This is a genomic window from Enterobacter sp. K16B, assembly GCF_020216105.1.
Lineage (GTDB): Bacteria > Pseudomonadota > Gammaproteobacteria > Enterobacterales > Enterobacteriaceae > Enterobacter > Enterobacter sichuanensis.
On record NZ_JAIWJZ010000125.1, the window covers coordinates 1 to 15,450 of the forward strand.

Here is a 15,450-nt window from a genome sequence, read left to right on the forward strand (position 1 = left end):
ACCTTGCCAAGGTCGGGGTCGCGAGTTCGAGTCTCGTTTCCCGCTCCAGATTAAAGACATGCGCACTAGCGGGTGTCACTTTAAAAAGTTTTACGGCGCGTTAGCAAAGCGGTTATGTAGCGGATTGCAAATCCGTCTAGTCCGGTTCGACTCCGGAACGCGCCTCCACTTTCTTCCCGAGCCCGGATGGTGGAATCGGTAGACACAAGGGATTTAAAATCCCTCGGCGTTCGCGCTGTGTGGGTTCAAGTCCCACTCCGGGTACCATGGGAATAAGCAGAATAATCAAAGCAATAAGCAGTGTCGTGAAACCACCGAAAGGTGGTTTTTTTGTGCCTGAAATCTACCTTTCCGCTTTCAACTCAATGACCCGGTGCAGTCGCTATTAAACAGTGGGCGGATTAACCGCCCGAGGTGAAGGTTGGGATAAAGGAAAATTCAGCAGATAAACAGTGGCGGGCGATCTGTCGGGGCTGACGTTGAAAACCAGCATCCGCCAGTCACACCCCACCCAGATACGCCTTCCTCACCTCCTGATTCCCCAACAGCTCCTCGCCGCTGCCGCTCAGGCGGATCTGGCCGTTAACCATCACATACCCACGGTCAGACAGCTTCAATGCATGGTGTGCATTCTGTTCCACCAGAAAAATGGTCATCCCGCTTTGGGCCAGCTCGCGCAGCGTCTGGAAAATCTGCTTCACGACAATGGGCGCTAAGCCCAGGCTGGGTTCATCCAGCAGCAGCAGTTTCGGACGGCTCATCAGCGCCCGGGCAATGGCTAACATCTGCTGTTCTCCGCCGGACATCGTCATCGCGCGCTGTTTACGCCGCTCTTTAAGACGAGGGAAGAGGTCAAACATGGTTTGCATATCGTCAACCGCAAACTGGCTGCCGATGGGGATGGTACCCATCAGCAGATTCTCTTCCACGGTCATATCGGGAAAGACACGTCGCCCCTCAGGTGCCTGGGCAATGCCGCCGGAGGCGACGTAGTGGGTGGATTTATGGCTGATATCTTCACCACCGAACAGGATCTGCCCGCTGCGGATGCGGGGCTGGCCAAAGATGGACATCAGCAGTGTCGATTTTCCGGCGCCGTTTGCGCCAATCAGCGCCACGGTTTCCCCTTTATTTACCTCCAGGGAAACCTGTTTCAGCGCCTGAATGACGCCGTAAAAAACATCCACCTCGCGAAAGGCGAGCAGCGGTTCGCTCATAGGGTGACCTCGCTTTCATCCGTGCCCAGATAGGCGGCAATCACCTTTTCGTCATGCTGGATCTGCGCGGGTTTTCCCCTCGCAATTACATCGCCGTGATCGAGCACAATAATGTCGTCTGAAATCTCCATCACCATCCCCATATCATGCTCAATCAGTAAAACCGTGATGTCATGGCGATCCCGCAGAAAACGAATAATGCTGCTCAGCTTATGCGTTTCAACCGGGTTAAGCCCGGCGGCGGGTTCATCGAGGCAGAGCATTTCCGGCCCGGTGCACATGGCGCGCGCAATTTCCAGACGGCGCTGCTGGCCGTACGACATCTCTCCCGCCAGGCGATTGGCGCACTCCACCAGATCCACCACTTCCAGCCAGTAGAAGGCCCTGTCCAGGGCGTCGTTTTCCGCCCGGCGGTAGGCGGGGGTATTTAAAATCCCGGCAAGCAGATTGCGGTTGACGCGCATATGCTGTGCGACCAGCAGATTTTCGACGACCGACATCTCGCGAAAAAGGCGAATGTTTTGAAACGTGCGCGCGAGCCCTGCGCGGTTGACCAGGTGGGTTCCGCCAAACATTTTGTAGAAAAGACGCTGCCCGAACCGGGCAGGGTTAATCCAGTCGCCTGGCTGGAATTTCTGTCCGAGTACCTGAATGACGTTGGTCGTTTTACTGCGGGTATTAAATAAAATGTTGCCGCCTGACGCTCTGTAGAAGCCCGTCAGGCAGTTAAACACGGTGGTTTTTCCCGCCCCGTTGGGCCCAATAAGTGCAGTGATCGATCCGCGCTGAACGTCCAGATTGACGTCGTTTAACGCCTTAATCCCGCCGAAGTGCATCATCAGATGTTCAACGCGTAGTATCGTTTCGTTCATGGCGCGACGCCCTTACGCACGGTATACCCGCTGCGGTTAATGCGGATTAACCCGCGAGGACGCCAGATCATCATCACTACCATCAGCATGCCAAACAGCAGGACACGGTACTCAGCGAAACTGCGAAGCAGCTCTGGCGTCACCGTGAGCACAAAAGCGGCCAGCACTACGCCCAACGTCGAACCCATCCCGCCCAGCACGACGATGGCGAGGATCAGCGCGGATTCAAAAAACGTAAATGAGGTCGGATTCACGAACCCCTGGTAGGTGGCGAAGAACACTCCGGCAATGCCCGCGGTCGATGCGCCCAGCGTAAAGGCCGACAGCTTGACCAGCACATGATTCAGCCCCATTGAGCGGCAGGCAATTTCGTCTTCCCGCAGCGCTTCCCACGCCCGGCCGATCGGCATTCGCGTCAGGCGGTGCTTGATATAGAGCACCAGCATCACCACCAGAAACAGCACCGCGTAAATAAAGATAAACTTCATATTCGGGTTGTAGGTCAGGTGGAAAAACTCGTGGAAGGGCACGCCCCCTTCTTTTGCCCGCCGACCAAATTCCAGACCAAAGAAGGTGGGGGGAGGGGCCGATACGCCGTTGGGCCCACCGGTGAACGTCAGCCAGTTGTTCAGTATCAGGCGGATGATCTCCCCGAACCCAAGGGTGACGATGGCCAGATAATCCCCGTGCATGCGCAGCACCGGGAAACCGAGCAGGGCGCCAGCGGCGGCGGCCATGATTGCCGCCAGCGGCAGCATGCTCCAGAAGCCTAAGCCGAGATACTGGTACCCCAGCGCCAGACCGTACGCCCCAATTGCATAGAACGCGACATACCCCAGGTCCAGCAGACCGGCCAGACCCACGACGATGTTCAGCCCCAGACCGAGAAGAACGTAGATCAGCCCGAGAATGGCGACGGTCAGCACATATTTGGTGGCGACAAACGGGAAGCAAATCGCAAGGGTAATGACCAGGGGAATAATCCAGCGCAGGCGGCTTTTGTACTCTGGCGGCCGGACATACACCCCCGCGCTGTCGGCCTCGAAGCGAGACTGGAAACGGATGCCAGCAGGGGTAGCTAAAAACGCGCTTAACAGAAAACGCCCCAACATCACGATGCCGACCATCCAGGCCAGACGCTGCCCGTCGAAGTTAAAGCTATATCCGTCCAGCACCACGCCCGCAATGGGACCGAAGATAATCAGCGCAATCAGCCCGGAAAAAATAGCGTCCAGAATGCAGCGTTTAAGAGAAAAAGCGTGCGATTTCATTTTATTCTCCCTCACACTTTGGCCACAATTGGGCGGCCAAGCAGCCCCTGGGGACGGAAAATCAGGATCATCACCAGCAGCCCAAACGAGAACACATCCTTATAGTCCGAGTCCACCATGCCGGAGAATTGCGCTTCCGCCACGCCGAGGATCAGGCCGCCGAGCATCGCGCCGGGCAGGGAACCGATGCCGCCCAGTACCGCCGCCGTAAAGGCTTTAATACCAATCACAAACCCGACGTAAAAATCAAAGGTGCCGTAATTCATGGTTATCAGCACGCCTGCCAGGCCAGCCATCGCCGCGCCGATAACAAAGACCAGCGAAATGATCCGGTCGGTATTAATGCCCAGAATGGAGGCCATTTTACGATCCTGCTGCACTGCCCGGCACATTCGCCCCAGCCGGGTATGGTTGATTATCCAGGTGAGCACCAGCATGCCGGTAAACGAGGCGAGCAGAATAAATACCTTGGTGTAGGTTATCTGAACGAACCCATCGCCCAGATGCAGACGAATAACGCCGTCCAGCATGGTAGGAACCCCTTGCTGGCGCGGACCCTGGCTTAGCTGGGCGTAGTTTTGCAGGATAAGCGACATCCCGATGGCGGAGATCAGCGGGGCCAGGCGCGTGGAGTTACGTAGCGGCTTATAGGCAATGCGCTCGATAGTCCAGCCGTATACGCCGGTGACCACAATGGTGAACACCAGCGTCCCGAGGATCAGCAGCGGGAACGACTGCAGGCCAAAGAAGGAGAGCAGCGCCAGGCCAATGGCGCAAAGATAGGCAGAAATCATATACACTTCGCCGTGGGCGAAATTAATCATGCCGATAATGCCGTACACCATGGTGTAACCGATGGCGATTAAGCCGTAGACGGAACCCAGCGTTAAGCCATTGATCAACTGTTGCAGGAAGAATGTACTCATTTTAGCGCGCTCGTTTTATAGGCTGCGCGAACCGCGTAGCCTGATGTTTATTACGCGCCGGCAGGCGTGCCCGCCGGCGTTGAGCGTGACTCCGTCCCGTTACTGCACTTCCTTATATTTTCCTTTGTCGTCCCACTGGTAAACCACATAGTCAGAGACCTTCAGGTCGCCTTTGCTGTCCCAGGCTTTTTTGCCCATCACCGTGTCGACGGAATTGGCTTTCAGCCACTCGCTGGCTTTCGCAGCGTCTTTGCCGCCGGTGGCCTTGAAGGCCGCCGCTATCGCCTGTACGGAGGCATAAGAGTAAAGGGTGTAACCTTCCGGCTCGAATTTACCGGCGCGGAATTTCTCGATAACCGCTTTACCGTCCGGGATCAGGCGCGGATCTTTCCCGAAAGTCATGTAAATGCCATTGGTGTACTGCGGGCCACCCGCCGCGGTCACCATCTCTTCGTTGACAATACAGTCCCCGGAGAAGAATTTGGCCTGTACGCCCTGTTCGCGCATCTGGCGAACCAGCGGGCCGGCTTCCGGGTGACAGCCCCCGAAGAACACCACATCCGGTTTTTGCGCGCCAATCTTGGTCACCAGCGCGTTAAAGTCTTTCTCACCGCGCGAAAGCCCCTCGTACATCACATCCTGAACCCCGCGTTTCGCCAGCGCCGCTTTGGTGGCGTCTGCCAGACCTTGTCCGTAGGTGTCTTTATCGTGAATGATCACCACCCGTTTCGCTTTCAGCTTGTCGATGATGAAGTCGCTGGCTACCTGACCCTGCTGGTCATCGCGGCCGCACATGCGGAACATGTCGCTCATGCCGCGTTCAGTAATCAACGGGTTAGTCGAGCCCGGGGTGATGGCGATGATCCCCGCATCGCTGTAAACCTCGGAGGCGGGCATCGTGGAGGAGGAGCAGAAATGGCCGACCACGGCGTTGACTTTATCCTGGTCAACTAAACGGTTGGCGACGGCCACGGCCTGCTTAGGCTCGCAGGCGTCATCTCCCTGAACCAGTTTGATCTTCTCACCGTTGATACCGCCTGCAGCGTTAATGTCTTCAGCGGCCTGCGTTGCGCCGTGCCAGTACTGATCGCCGTAGGTGGCATTGGGGCCCGTGAACGGCCCGGCCACGCCAATCACGATATCTGCCCTGGCGGAAAACGCCGTCACCAGGCAACCGGCCAACACGAGAGAAAGCGGAGTTCTGATAAATTTCAGCGACATTATTATGTTCCTTAGCAAAGAGGTTTTTGCACCACGGCGTAAACCCGAACGCCCGACGGCGCAGCCAATCCAAAACACGAGCAAGAACAAAATGCACTAAACGAACGAGATACAGACGGCATCCTGCAGAGTACGGCGAGGTTTCCCTGCGCAGCATCGCGCGAAGAACACTAAGCAAAAACGTTGCCAGAATGGTTAACCCATTGACGGGCTTGTGACATGTTTGAGTATAGAGCGCCGCGTTATGCCGCTTTGCGGGACGAGAAGAAATTACAGCGGAGATCACATATCGTTAACAATAAAGCCCATAAGTTGTGCAAAGGTCACGATTTGCACGTTTTTACGGCAATAAAGACCTAAACTTCAGCCCGGAGAGGGGTGAGAGATGTGTTAGGATCGTTTTCTTTTTATCAGGAGTGTCAGCGATGACTGAAGGCCCATTAAATGAAAGCGAAATGGCGTGGCTTGAAGAGACATTAATGTCTTACGGTCATGATGATGCGTCCGTACTTGACGTGTCTGAACTGGACGGCATGCTTACCGCAGTGCTTTCCGGTCCTGTTGTCGTTGAGCCAGATACCTGGCTGGTGGCGGTATGGGGTGGCGAGAAGTACATTCCGCGCTGGAAAAACGACCGCGAGATGAATCGTTTTATCGATCTTTGCTTTAAGCATATGAACGATATTGCCGAGCGCCTGAGCGAATATCCGGACCAGTTCGAACCGATGTTTGGCTATAACGACGTTGACGGTGAGACCTATACCGTGGTGGAAGAGTGGTGCTATGGCTACATGCGCGGCGTAGCGCTGACGGACTGGTCAGCCTTGCCAAACGAGCTAAAGACCGATCTGGATGTGATTGCGCTGCACGGTAGCGAAGAGATCGGCGGCGAGTTGGATGAGCTGACCGAAGAAGAATATGCAGCCAGCATTGAACGTATCCAGCCAGCTGCGCTGCGCTTGTATAACTACTGGGTGAACAACCCGCAGCAGCCGGAAGTGAAGAAGCCGATGGTAAATGGCACGAAGGTTGGGCGTAACGATCCGTGTCCTTGCGGCAGCGGGAAGAAGTTTAAGAGCTGCTGTCTGCACTGACAAAAAAGGGGCTAATGATAGCCCCTTTATCGTTAACCCACTTCCGGCAGCATTCCCGCTGCAATCAATACCTGCACCAGAATAATCACCACCCCACAGCCAAACACAACGCACAGCAGCGGTTTCCCCCCAGCCACGCGGTAACCCTGTTGAGGATGCTGCTGGCGACTCTTCCATGCCAGCAGGGAAGGGAGGAGCAGGGCCAGAACCGACAGTGCCACCCCCGCGTACCCTAGCGCCATCACAAACCCGCGAGGATAGAAGAGGGCGAAGGCCAGCGGCGGCAGGAAAGTGATTGCTCCGGTCTGTAAGCGTCCGGCAGCGGTATTGCGGCGCTGGAACAGGTCGGCCAGGTAGTCGAACAGGCCGAGCGCCACGCCGAGGAACGAGGTCGCCAGCGCCAGGTCGGCAAACAGGTGTACCGCCAGCTCAACGTGCGGGGAGGTGACGACCTCCCGCAGCGCCAGCAGAAAGCCGTTCAGACCCGCATGCTGTGCCATCAGCCCAATAAAGGTTGAAGAGTCAATGCTGCCCAGCGTAACCAGTTGCCAGAAAATGTAGGCAATAAGCGGGATCGCGCTGCCAATAACAAAGACGCGGCGCAGCTTGCGAATATCGCCGTTCATATAGCTGACAATGCTTGGCACGCTGCCGTGGAAGCCAAACGAGGTGAAAATCACCGGGATCGCGGAAAGCGCCAGCCCTTTTTCCAGCGGCAGCGTCAGCAGATTGACCTTATGAACATGCGGTGCCAGCAGGGCCAGCATGACAACCAGAAACAGAATTTTGGCGCTGAACAGGAAACGGTTAAACAGATCGACCAGCGATGTCCCTACGCAGACCACGCCGCCGCCGATGAGGGCAAAGAAGATAGCCCCCGTCGCCGGGGTAATGTCAGAGCCGAACCAGTCGTTAACGCTGGACGCGATCAATTCCCCGGCTCCGCTGATGTAGGCGGCGGTCAGGGCGTACATCAGGAACATCATGCTAAAGCCGGTTATCCACTGGCCGTAACGTCCCAGGTAGCGCGACGCCAGAGAACCCAGGCCGGTATCGGCGGGCACGTGCTGGTAAACCTCAAGCAGCAGCAGGGCGGTGTAACACATTAACGCCCACAGGGTGCCCAGCAGCAGCAGGGTCATGCCAAATCCCACGCCAGCGGCGGCCAGTGGCATGGCCAGCATTCCTGCGCCAATTGTCGTTCCGGCGACGATAAAAATACTTCCCAGGGTTCTGTTTTTCACGCTTTCCTCTACAACGACTCTTATTCGCGAATAAATCTGCGGCGCAGAGTAAGGCAAAAGCGGTAATTCGTCAAACCACCGTTACAAAGGGTGTAATGAAAGGTTTACGTATTGCGGTGTCATCAATTCGGGGGGAAGGTCAATAAACGCGGTGCCGGAAAACAGCACCGCGGTGATATTAATTTTGTGTATCGAGGGTGGAGAGTTCTTTATCAATAAAGTAGAGACCTTCGCCGGATTTACCCACCAGAGATAATTTATCCAGTACGGATTTAAACAGCTTCTCTTCTTCGTGCTGTTCTGCAACGTACCACTGCAGGAAATTAAAGGTTGGGTAATCCTGGTTGGTCATTGCCGCATGCACCAGTTCGTTAATTTTCTGCGTGATCAGCTGTTCATGTTCGTAGGTGGCGCGGAACAGTTCATCGAGAGAATTATATTCAGCAAAAGGGGACGTCACGCTTTCAATGCGTGGCAGGCTGCCTGTATCGGTCAGATAATCAAACAGACGCTGCATGTGGGTCATCTCTTCCTGCGCGTGACGACGCAGAAATGCGGCTGCGCCTTCGAAACTGTGGTAGCTGCACCAGGCGCTCATCTGCTGGTAGAGCAGGGACGAAAACAGCTCAAGGTTCATTTGTGCGTTGAGCTTGTCGATCATTTCAGTTTTCAGCATGGTGGCGCTCCGGGTTATTATTTCTGGTTCACAATGAGCGACACTATAATTTGTTATTTAATTATTTGCAAAACGTAAAATTATTATTTCTTTATTCAAAATACGAATGGGAATAAAACGCATTGACGATTTTGATATTTATTAATGAGAATTATTTTTGTTCTTAATAAAATAAGTTGCCAGCAGACGCTGGCAACGCTGATTAATACCAGGGATTGTTTGACTGAGGGTTAACGGCATAACCCATACATTTATACTGGATTGTCACGCTCTCATTCAGACACAATGAGCCACTGATGAGGGTGCAGGTTTTGATGGGCTGACCATAGGCTGAGGCGGTGGCATACCCCATACGCTGACACGCTTTTGCCGCCGTACCGTTATTCACATACTCATCAGAATACGCATTTTGCAGTGCTGCCTGGCCGTAGTCGAGGCGGACGATGCCGTTTGGTGCGTCGAGGCTACTGACTTCAGCCTGGCGGGGGACCGTACACCCCGCGAGCAGCAGGATTGCACCAGCTACAGTGACTCTTTTCATGGTTCGCTCTGAGTGGATGGAAATACGTTATCGTACCCGCAGATGTCAGCTGCAATGGCTGGAATAGCCGGACAATCTGCCCTCTCTCTTTGCAACGGGTCAGGGATGAATGCATATGCGCACAAAATCGTGATGCGAATCACAAAAACATTGATTTTTGTGATGATGGTCATATTATAAGCACGTTGACAATAAAGTTGTATAACAAGTTAATGGAGCATCATCGTGAAACTGCGCAAAATCCTGAAAAGTATGTGGACCAATTATTGCCGCACGTTTAAAGACGTGCCGCCGGGCGCCATGTTCTGATAAAAAAACCTGCTTCGGCAGGTTTTTTTATCTCTGCGGGAGATGAAAGGGGCCACGTTTTGTTACTATGGCGGCCTTTCAATAAGGAGAAAACCCCATGTCTCAAAACCTGAGCGCCGATCAGGAACTGGTGTCTGACGTTGTCGCGTGCCAGCTGGTTATCAAACAAATCCTCGATGTTCTGGACGTGATTGCGCCGGTTGAAGTGCGCGAGAAGATGTCAACGCAGCTGAAAAATATCGATTTCACCAGCCATCCTGCTGCCGCTGATCCGGTTACGCTTCGGGCGATCCAGAAAGCCATCGCGCTGATTGAACTGCGATTCACGCCGCAGGGCGAGTCTCACTAAAGCGGAAAGGGGCGACGGAACCTGTCGCCCGTTGATACCGTTAAAAGAAGGTCTGAACCAGCAGGTAGCTCGCCGCACACGCGCAGCTAACCCCAATCAGCCCTGGCAGAATAAAGCTGTGGTTGATGATAAATTTACCGATACGGGTGGTGCCTGACCGGTCAAAACCGATGCAGGCCAAATCGCTTGGATAGGTCGGCAGGACAAAATAGCCGTATGAGGCCGGGAAGAAGGCGATCAGCATCTTCGGATCGATACCCAGCATCAGGCCCATAGGTGCCACCGCCGTCAGCGCCGCCGCCTGGCTGTTCACCAGTTTTGACACCAGAAACAGCACAATGGCATAGGTCCACGGGTGGCTTTTCACCACCCCTTCCAGCGCCAGTTTTAACTCGTCGAGATGTGCCTGGAAAAAGGTATCACTCATCCACGCCACGCCGAACACCGAAAAGATCGCGACCATACCCGCCTTGAACACCGCGCCGTTAGATATGGCAGAGGCATTGACTTTGCAGGCCATCAGCATCACCGCGCCTGCAATAAGCATCATCATCTGGATGACCAGGTTCATCGACAGCGCCGTCATTTTGCCTTTCAGTTCAAAGGCGGGGCGTAATTCAGGGAATGCCCCCAGTAAAACGACCACGGCAATACCGGCAAAGAAAATCCACGTCGACCAGTAGGCTTGTTTGGGGAAACGTTGATTCAGTAACGTCTCCGTTCCGCCATAGATAAACTCGCGCTGCTTTGGATCCTTCAGTTTTTCCTGAAACTCCGCGTCATCAGCCAGCTCTTTCCCGCGGCGTAAACTCCACAGGGCCGCAATGGCCACGCCGAACAGTGACGCAGGAACCGACACGGCGAGGATCTCCAGGATGCCCCACGCGTGGCCGAGCCCATGCTGCGCCGCCAGAATGGAGACCAGCGACACCACGGCAACGGAAACCGGGGAGGCCGTAATCGCCATCTGTGAGGCGACCGATGCCACGGCCATTGGGCGCTCCGGGCGGATCCCTTTTTTCAGGGCGATATCCGCGATAATGGGGAACATGGTGTATACCACGTGCCCGGTACCGCACAGAAAGGTCAGCATCCAGGTGGTAAACGGGGCGAGGAGGGTGATGTGTTGCGGGTGTTTGCGCAGCAAACGTTCAGCAAACTGCATCATAACGTTGAGACCGCCCGCCGTCTGCAGGGTGGCCGCGCAACCAATCACCGCAAGAATGGTTAGCATCACGTCAACCGGTGGCTTACCCGGCTGCAGACCAAAGACAAAACATAAAATGAACAGACCAATACCGCTTATTAACCCCAGCCCCATCCCGCCGTAACGTGTACCTGTCAGCAGGCAGAGGAGAATGACAACAAACTCAATGGTGATCATACTGCTCCCTCGTCAATGATTATGTAATTAAATAAATCATTACACGTTGTGTGGTTAATCATTGGGAGCGAGATCTGATTTGTTAAATTTCAGCAAAAAGAGGAGGTTGGGGATAAGAAGGGGAACCTGCCCCCGGACGGGAGCAGGTTAAAAGACTCAGTGATGCTGCACCGCCACAATATCGAGCAGATGACGGTCGGTTTGCTCGGGGCATAACCCTGCCTGCTGCGCGTTATGGATCTCATCCGCCAGCGTCTTCAGCAGCATGCCATCCTGCTGCTGCTCTTTGTCCATATCGCGTAAGAATTTAAGCGTAGTAATGTCCTGCTGGGCTTTGGCTTCATCGGCCAGTTTGCTGAGCGTACTACAGCGCTGTTCATACTCGTCGAGCGTTTTCTGGAACAGTTCTTCCAGACAAGAGTAATTTTCGTTGATCCCATCAAGGGCTTTCACAACAGGATTTGCCCCTGCGGCTTTCAGGTAGTTAAAAACACGCATCATGTGCGTGACGTTACTTTGCGCCTGAGAGCGAAAGAATGTGGCAGAGCCCGTGAGACTGTTCTCGGCACACCATGCACTCAGGTGCAGGTGCAGATTAGAGGCATAGAACTCAAGGTTCATCTGCGCGTTAAGTTTTTGCATCATCGTTTGGGTAGCCATACTCATATCCTTATTGACTGTGGGACGTGATGTCCGTTGCTTAACCTGTGTGCCAGGCAAATACGAAGAAAAAACAGAAATAGTCTTTCTGCAGTGACTAAAGTCGACCGAATTCACTTCCTGTGTTCGATATAAATAAGCATACCCTTGTCTTTGGTCTAAGAAAACTCTTAATTAGGCTGTGTTTACCATACATTACAAAGTTTAATATAGTACAGAAAGTCAATTAGCTCGCCATGAAATAACGTATAGTTAAGTTTCTGATAATAATTGTTTTTTGCTCGTGTTATGCATTGTTACTCTTCCGGAAATAATTAACTGGAATAATGCTCGGTGAAAAATACAAATACAGCTTAATTATTTTTAATTTATGCTGGCGACGTAAAATTGAGTTAAATCAAATTTTGCAGAATAACGGTATTTCAGCTTCTCAGTTCTTCATGATCTTAAACCGGTTACCCGTTCGTTAACACACCATGCGATTTTGCCTCCTTAAGGGCATCAGGGATTTCTTAGCTAATCTTATGGATAATCCTGCTTAACCCTTATTCATTTGTCAGACAAATATGCCCTTTTTTATGTCATTTTTCGCTGAATTTATGTACGCAATTACTGTAATTCTGCGGTGTGATGGGGCTCTCTTATGGATGATTAATTTCCCGCTAAAACTATCACCAGCAATAACGCTTATGACGAGGTAAGCGCTAATGCCTTGTTTTAAGTCCGATTAAATTAGAAGCACGCAAATATTCCCTACAGAAAAGAATGCTAAAGCTGGAGTTTACCATGCACAAATTTACTAAAGCGCTCGCGGCCATCGGTCTGGCTGCCGTTATGTCACAATCCGCTATCGCTGAGAATTTAAAACTCGGTTTTTTGGTAAAACAGCCCGAAGAGCCCTGGTTCCAGACCGAGTGGAAATTCGCTGATAAAGCCGGGAAAGATTTAGGTTTTGAGGTGATTAAAATCGCCGTGCCGGACGGTGAGAAAACCCTGAATGCCATCGACAGCCTGGCGGCCAGCGGTGCGAAAGGTTTCGTTATCTGTACGCCGGATCCCAAGCTCGGTTCGGCCATTGCGGCGAAAGCTCGCGGTTACGACATGAAAGTCATTGCCGTTGACGATCAGTTCGTTAACGCCAAAGGCAAGCCGATGGACAGTGTCCCGTTGGTGATGATGGCGGCGACCAAAATTGGCGAACGTCAGGGCCAGGAACTCTATAAAGAGATGCAAAAGCGTGGCTGGGATGTGAAAGAAACGGCGGTAATGGCGATCACCGCGGATGAACTGGACACGGCGCGTCGTCGTACCACCGGTTCAATGGATGCCCTGAAAGCGGCTGGCTTTCCGGAAAAACAGATCTACAAAGTCCCCACCAAATCCAACGATATCCCGGGCGCTTTCGACGCCGCCAACTCCATGCTGGTTCAGCATCCGGAGGTGAAACACTGGCTGGTGGTCGGCATGAACGACAATACCGTGCTGGGCGGGGTACGCGCGACGGAAGGCCAGGGGTTCAAAGCACCTGATGTGATCGGGATTGGCATCAACGGCGTTGACGCGGTGAGTGAACTCTCTAAAGCGCAGGCCACTGGTTTCTACGGCTCTCTGCTGCCAAGCCCGGACGTTCACGGCTATAAGTCCAGTGAAATGCTCTACAACTGGGTAACCAAAGGGGTTGAGCCGCCGAAATTTACAGAAGTGACCGACGTGGTGTTGATCACCCGCGACAACTTCAAAGAGGAGCTGGCGAAAAAAGGACTGGGCGGTAAGTAATACGCGGTGATTGTGCCCCTCGCGCAGGGTGAGGGGCCTGACGTACACACTACAGGAATCACGGAGACGTTATGCGACAGTCTGATCCGTATCTCTCTTTTCGCGGCATCGGGAAAACATTCCCCGGTGTTAACGCGCTGACCGATATCAGCTTCGACTGCTATGCCGGCCAGGTTCATGCCCTGATGGGGGAAAACGGTGCGGGAAAATCCACACTGTTGAAAATCCTCAGCGGCAACTACACGCCAACGACCGGCACGCTGGCGATTCGCGGTGAAGAGGTGGCGTTTGCCGATACCACTGCGGCGCTAAACGCCGGAGTGGCCATTATCTATCAGGAGCTGCACCTCATCCCCGAGATGACCGTGGCGGAAAATATCTATTTAGGACAGCTTCCGCATAAAGGCGGCGTGGTGAATCGTTCGCTACTTAATTATGAAGCGGGGCTGCAGCTTAAACACCTGGGTCTGGATGTTGATCCCCAGACGCCGCTGAAATATCTCTCCATCGGCCAGTGGCAGATGGTTGAAATTGCCAAGGCGCTGGCGCGTAACGCCAGAATTATTGCCTTTGATGAACCCACCAGTTCGCTCTCTGCGCGTGAAATCGACAATCTGTTCCGCGTGATCCGCGAACTGCGTCAGGAAGGCCGCACGATTTTGTACGTTTCACACCGTATGGAAGAGATTTTTGCCCTGAGCGATGCCATTACCGTGTTTAAAGATGGGCGCTATGTGCGCACCTTTACCGACATGGAGCAGGTCAACCATGACCAGCTTGTTCAGGCGATGGTCGGACGCGAACTGGGTGATATTTATCACTGGAAACCACGCGAGTACGGGCCTGAACGCCTGCGTCTGGACAATGTGAAAGCGCCGGGCGTGAGAACGCCGGTTTCGTTATCCGTACGCAGCGGTGAAATTGTCGGACTGTTTGGTCTGGTTGGGGCAGGGCGCAGCGAATTAATGAAAGGCTTGTTCGGCGGAACCCGTATCACCGATGGACAGGTTTCCATTGATGGTGAGCGGGTGGATATCCAGAAACCGGCCCATGCAATAAAAGCGGGGATGATGCTCTGTCCGGAAGACCGTAAGGCGGAGGGGATCATTCCGGTGCATTCGGTGCGCGACAACATCAATATCTCCGCCCGCCGTAAGTTTATCCGCGCAGGCTGCCTGATAAACGATAGTTGGGAGTCGAGCAACGCCGACCACCATATTCGCTCACTGAATATCAAAACGCCGGGACCCCAGCAGCTGATCATGAATCTTTCTGGCGGTAACCAGCAGAAGGCCATTTTAGGCCGCTGGCTGTCAGAGGATATGAAGGTCATTTTACTGGATGAGCCGACCCGCGGGATCGATGTGGGGGCAAAACACGAGATATATAACGTGATCTATGAACTGGCAAAACGCGGCGTGGCGGTACTCTTCGCCTCCAGCGATCTGCCGGAGGTGCTTGGCGTGGCCGATCGCATTTTGGTGATGCGTGAAGGCGAAATTGCCGGTGAATTACTTCATGAACAGGCGAATGAACAACAGGCGTTGAACCTCGCCATGCCTAAAGTCAGCCAGGCTGTCGCCTGAGTAAGGAGTTAATGATGTCCTCTGTTACTACATCCGGAGTGCCGAAGTCGAAGTCGGCGTTGAGTGTGGGGCGTATCTGGGATCAGTACGGCATGCTGGTGGTCTTTGCCGCGCTCTTCCTGGCCTGTGCGATCTTCGTTCCTAACTTTGCCACCTTCATTAATATGAAGGGGCTGGGGCTGGCCATTTCCATGTCCGGAATGGTGGCCTGCGGGATGCTGTTCTGTCTGGCCTCCGGCGATTTTGACCTCTCGGTGGCGTCGGTGATTGCCTGTGCTGGCGTCACCACGGCCGTGGTGATCAACATGACGGAGAGTCTGTGGA

Annotated in this window: 15 protein-coding genes, 2 tRNA genes and 1 pseudogene; 8 read left to right on the plus strand and 10 right to left on the minus strand. The window is 53.7% G+C overall.

Annotation, left to right across the window (positions count from 1 at the left end; all coding sequences use genetic code 11):
- Nucleotides 1–94: 94 nt before the first annotated feature.
- Nucleotides 95–168: transfer RNA gene (locus tag LDK53_RS19695), tRNA-Cys, on the plus strand.
- Nucleotides 169–180: 12 nt separating this feature from the next.
- Nucleotides 181–267: transfer RNA gene (locus tag LDK53_RS19700), tRNA-Leu, on the plus strand.
- A gap of 233 nt (nucleotides 268–500) precedes the next feature.
- On the opposite strand, the gene LDK53_RS19705 is transcribed toward LDK53_RS19700, so the two are convergent.
- The 5 genes from LDK53_RS19705 to LDK53_RS19725 form a co-directional block, all read right to left on the minus strand.
- Nucleotides 501–1,217 (minus strand): ABC transporter ATP-binding protein, encoded by a 717-nt coding sequence (locus LDK53_RS19705; protein WP_225287870.1) that lies wholly within the window; start codon nucleotides 1,215–1,217, stop codon nucleotides 501–503.
- Nucleotides 1,214–2,089 (minus strand): ABC transporter ATP-binding protein, encoded by an 876-nt coding sequence (locus tag LDK53_RS19710; RefSeq protein ID WP_225287871.1) that lies wholly within the window; start codon nucleotides 2,087–2,089, stop codon nucleotides 1,214–1,216. The genes LDK53_RS19705 and LDK53_RS19710 overlap by 4 nt, the downstream gene beginning before the upstream one ends.
- On the minus strand, nucleotides 2,086–3,360 hold the full coding sequence (gene livM, locus LDK53_RS19715) for a high-affinity branched-chain amino acid ABC transporter permease LivM (RefSeq protein ID WP_225287872.1): 1,275 nt from the start codon (nucleotides 3,358–3,360) through the stop codon (nucleotides 2,086–2,088). Before livM ends, LDK53_RS19710 begins: the two co-directional genes overlap by 4 nt.
- Before the next feature lie 11 nt (nucleotides 3,361–3,371).
- Nucleotides 3,372–4,286 carry an ABC transporter permease subunit gene (locus LDK53_RS19720; protein ID WP_225287873.1) on the minus strand — a complete coding sequence of 305 codons (915 nt, stop codon included), beginning with the start codon at nucleotides 4,284–4,286 and terminating at the stop codon, nucleotides 3,372–3,374.
- Nucleotides 4,287–4,385: 99 nt separating this feature from the next.
- A complete protein-coding gene (locus tag LDK53_RS19725; RefSeq protein WP_104557206.1) occupies nucleotides 4,386–5,507 on the minus strand; it encodes a branched-chain amino acid ABC transporter substrate-binding protein in 1,122 nt (373 codons plus the stop codon).
- A 425-nt stretch (nucleotides 5,508–5,932) separates the two neighbouring features.
- Here LDK53_RS19725 and LDK53_RS19730 point away from each other — a divergent pair, with 425 nt between their 5' ends.
- Nucleotides 5,933–6,601 carry a YecA family protein gene (locus tag LDK53_RS19730; protein WP_095451074.1) on the plus strand — a complete coding sequence of 223 codons (669 nt, stop codon included), beginning with the start codon at nucleotides 5,933–5,935 and terminating at the stop codon, nucleotides 6,599–6,601.
- A gap of 32 nt (nucleotides 6,602–6,633) precedes the next feature.
- Here the strand turns inward: LDK53_RS19730 and tyrP are convergent, their stop codons facing one another.
- From tyrP to yecR, 3 genes are all read right to left on the minus strand, one after another.
- Entirely contained in the window at nucleotides 6,634–7,785 is a 1,152-nt protein-coding gene (tyrP, locus tag LDK53_RS19735) for a tyrosine transporter TyrP (protein WP_263575168.1), read from the minus strand.
- A 238-nt stretch (nucleotides 7,786–8,023) separates the two neighbouring features.
- A complete protein-coding gene (gene ftnA / locus LDK53_RS19740) occupies nucleotides 8,024–8,521 on the minus strand; it encodes a non-heme ferritin (RefSeq protein WP_225287874.1) in 498 nt (165 codons plus the stop codon).
- 202 nt (nucleotides 8,522–8,723) lie between these two features.
- Nucleotides 8,724–9,062, minus strand: coding sequence for a YecR family lipoprotein (yecR, locus tag LDK53_RS19745; protein WP_225287875.1), 339 nt, complete (start codon nucleotides 9,060–9,062; stop codon nucleotides 8,724–8,726).
- A 225-nt stretch (nucleotides 9,063–9,287) separates the two neighbouring features.
- Between yecR and azuC the strand changes: the two genes are divergently transcribed.
- Both azuC and LDK53_RS19755 read left to right on the plus strand, forming a co-directional pair.
- Nucleotides 9,288–9,371 carry a stress response protein AzuC gene (gene azuC / locus LDK53_RS19750; RefSeq protein ID WP_088244265.1) on the plus strand — a complete coding sequence of 28 codons (84 nt, stop codon included), beginning with the start codon at nucleotides 9,288–9,290 and terminating at the stop codon, nucleotides 9,369–9,371.
- A 97-nt stretch (nucleotides 9,372–9,468) separates the two neighbouring features.
- Nucleotides 9,469–9,720: a DUF2766 family protein gene (locus tag LDK53_RS19755; RefSeq protein ID WP_014832436.1), complete on the plus strand. Its 252-nt coding sequence runs from the start codon at nucleotides 9,469–9,471 to the stop codon at nucleotides 9,718–9,720.
- 40 nt (nucleotides 9,721–9,760) lie between these two features.
- On the opposite strand, the gene LDK53_RS19760 is transcribed toward LDK53_RS19755, so the two are convergent.
- The gene (locus LDK53_RS19760; protein WP_025760177.1) at nucleotides 9,761–11,104 is read right to left on the minus strand and encodes an anaerobic C4-dicarboxylate transporter; all 1,344 of its coding nucleotides are present in this window, start codon (nucleotides 11,102–11,104) and stop codon (nucleotides 9,761–9,763) included.
- A gap of 156 nt (nucleotides 11,105–11,260) precedes the next feature.
- On the minus strand, nucleotides 11,261–11,764 hold the full coding sequence (locus LDK53_RS19765) for a non-heme ferritin-like protein (protein WP_094919078.1): 504 nt from the start codon (nucleotides 11,762–11,764) through the stop codon (nucleotides 11,261–11,263).
- Nucleotides 11,765–12,550: 786 nt separating this feature from the next.
- Here LDK53_RS19765 and araF point away from each other — a divergent pair.
- The 3 genes and pseudogenes from araF to araH all read left to right on the plus strand — a co-directional run.
- Nucleotides 12,551–13,540 carry an arabinose ABC transporter substrate-binding protein AraF gene (araF, locus tag LDK53_RS19770; RefSeq protein WP_014832433.1) on the plus strand — a complete coding sequence of 330 codons (990 nt, stop codon included), beginning with the start codon at nucleotides 12,551–12,553 and terminating at the stop codon, nucleotides 13,538–13,540.
- Between the two features lie 71 nt (nucleotides 13,541–13,611).
- Nucleotides 13,612–15,126, plus strand: coding sequence for an L-arabinose ABC transporter ATP-binding protein AraG (gene araG, locus LDK53_RS19775; protein ID WP_225287876.1), 1,515 nt, complete (start codon nucleotides 13,612–13,614; stop codon nucleotides 15,124–15,126).
- Between the two features lie 14 nt (nucleotides 15,127–15,140).
- Nucleotides 15,141–15,450 (plus strand): annotated as a pseudogene (gene araH / locus LDK53_RS19780) (L-arabinose ABC transporter permease AraH); the annotation flags it as partial.

Coding starts and splice junctions, on each gene's coding strand:
- LDK53_RS19705 (WP_225287870.1), bottom strand. CDS start 1,217: ATGAGCGAACCGCTGCTCGCCTTTCGCGAGGTGGATGTTTTTTACGGC.
- LDK53_RS19710 (WP_225287871.1), bottom strand. CDS start 2,089: ATGAACGAAACGATACTACGCGTTGAACATCTGATGATGCACTTCGGC.
- livM (WP_225287872.1), bottom strand. CDS start 3,360: ATGAAATCGCACGCTTTTTCTCTTAAACGCTGCATTCTGGACGCTATT.
- LDK53_RS19720 (WP_225287873.1), bottom strand. CDS start 4,286: ATGAGTACATTCTTCCTGCAACAGTTGATCAATGGCTTAACGCTGGGT.
- LDK53_RS19725 (WP_104557206.1), bottom strand. CDS start 5,507: ATGTCGCTGAAATTTATCAGAACTCCGCTTTCTCTCGTGTTGGCCGGT.
- LDK53_RS19730 (WP_095451074.1), top strand. CDS start 5,933: ATGACTGAAGGCCCATTAAATGAAAGCGAAATGGCGTGGCTTGAAGAG.
- tyrP (WP_263575168.1), bottom strand. CDS start 7,785: ATGCTGGCCATGCCACTGGCCGCCGCTGGCGTGGGATTTGGCATGACC.
- ftnA (WP_225287874.1), bottom strand. CDS start 8,521: ATGCTGAAAACTGAAATGATCGACAAGCTCAACGCACAAATGAACCTT.
- yecR (WP_225287875.1), bottom strand. CDS start 9,062: ATGAAAAGAGTCACTGTAGCTGGTGCAATCCTGCTGCTCGCGGGGTGT.
- LDK53_RS19755 (WP_014832436.1), top strand. CDS start 9,469: ATGTCTCAAAACCTGAGCGCCGATCAGGAACTGGTGTCTGACGTTGTC.
- LDK53_RS19760 (WP_025760177.1), bottom strand. CDS start 11,104: ATGATCACCATTGAGTTTGTTGTCATTCTCCTCTGCCTGCTGACAGGT.
- LDK53_RS19765 (WP_094919078.1), bottom strand. CDS start 11,764: ATGGCTACCCAAACGATGATGCAAAAACTTAACGCGCAGATGAACCTT.
- araF (WP_014832433.1), top strand. CDS start 12,551: ATGCACAAATTTACTAAAGCGCTCGCGGCCATCGGTCTGGCTGCCGTT.
- araG (WP_225287876.1), top strand. CDS start 13,612: ATGCGACAGTCTGATCCGTATCTCTCTTTTCGCGGCATCGGGAAAACA.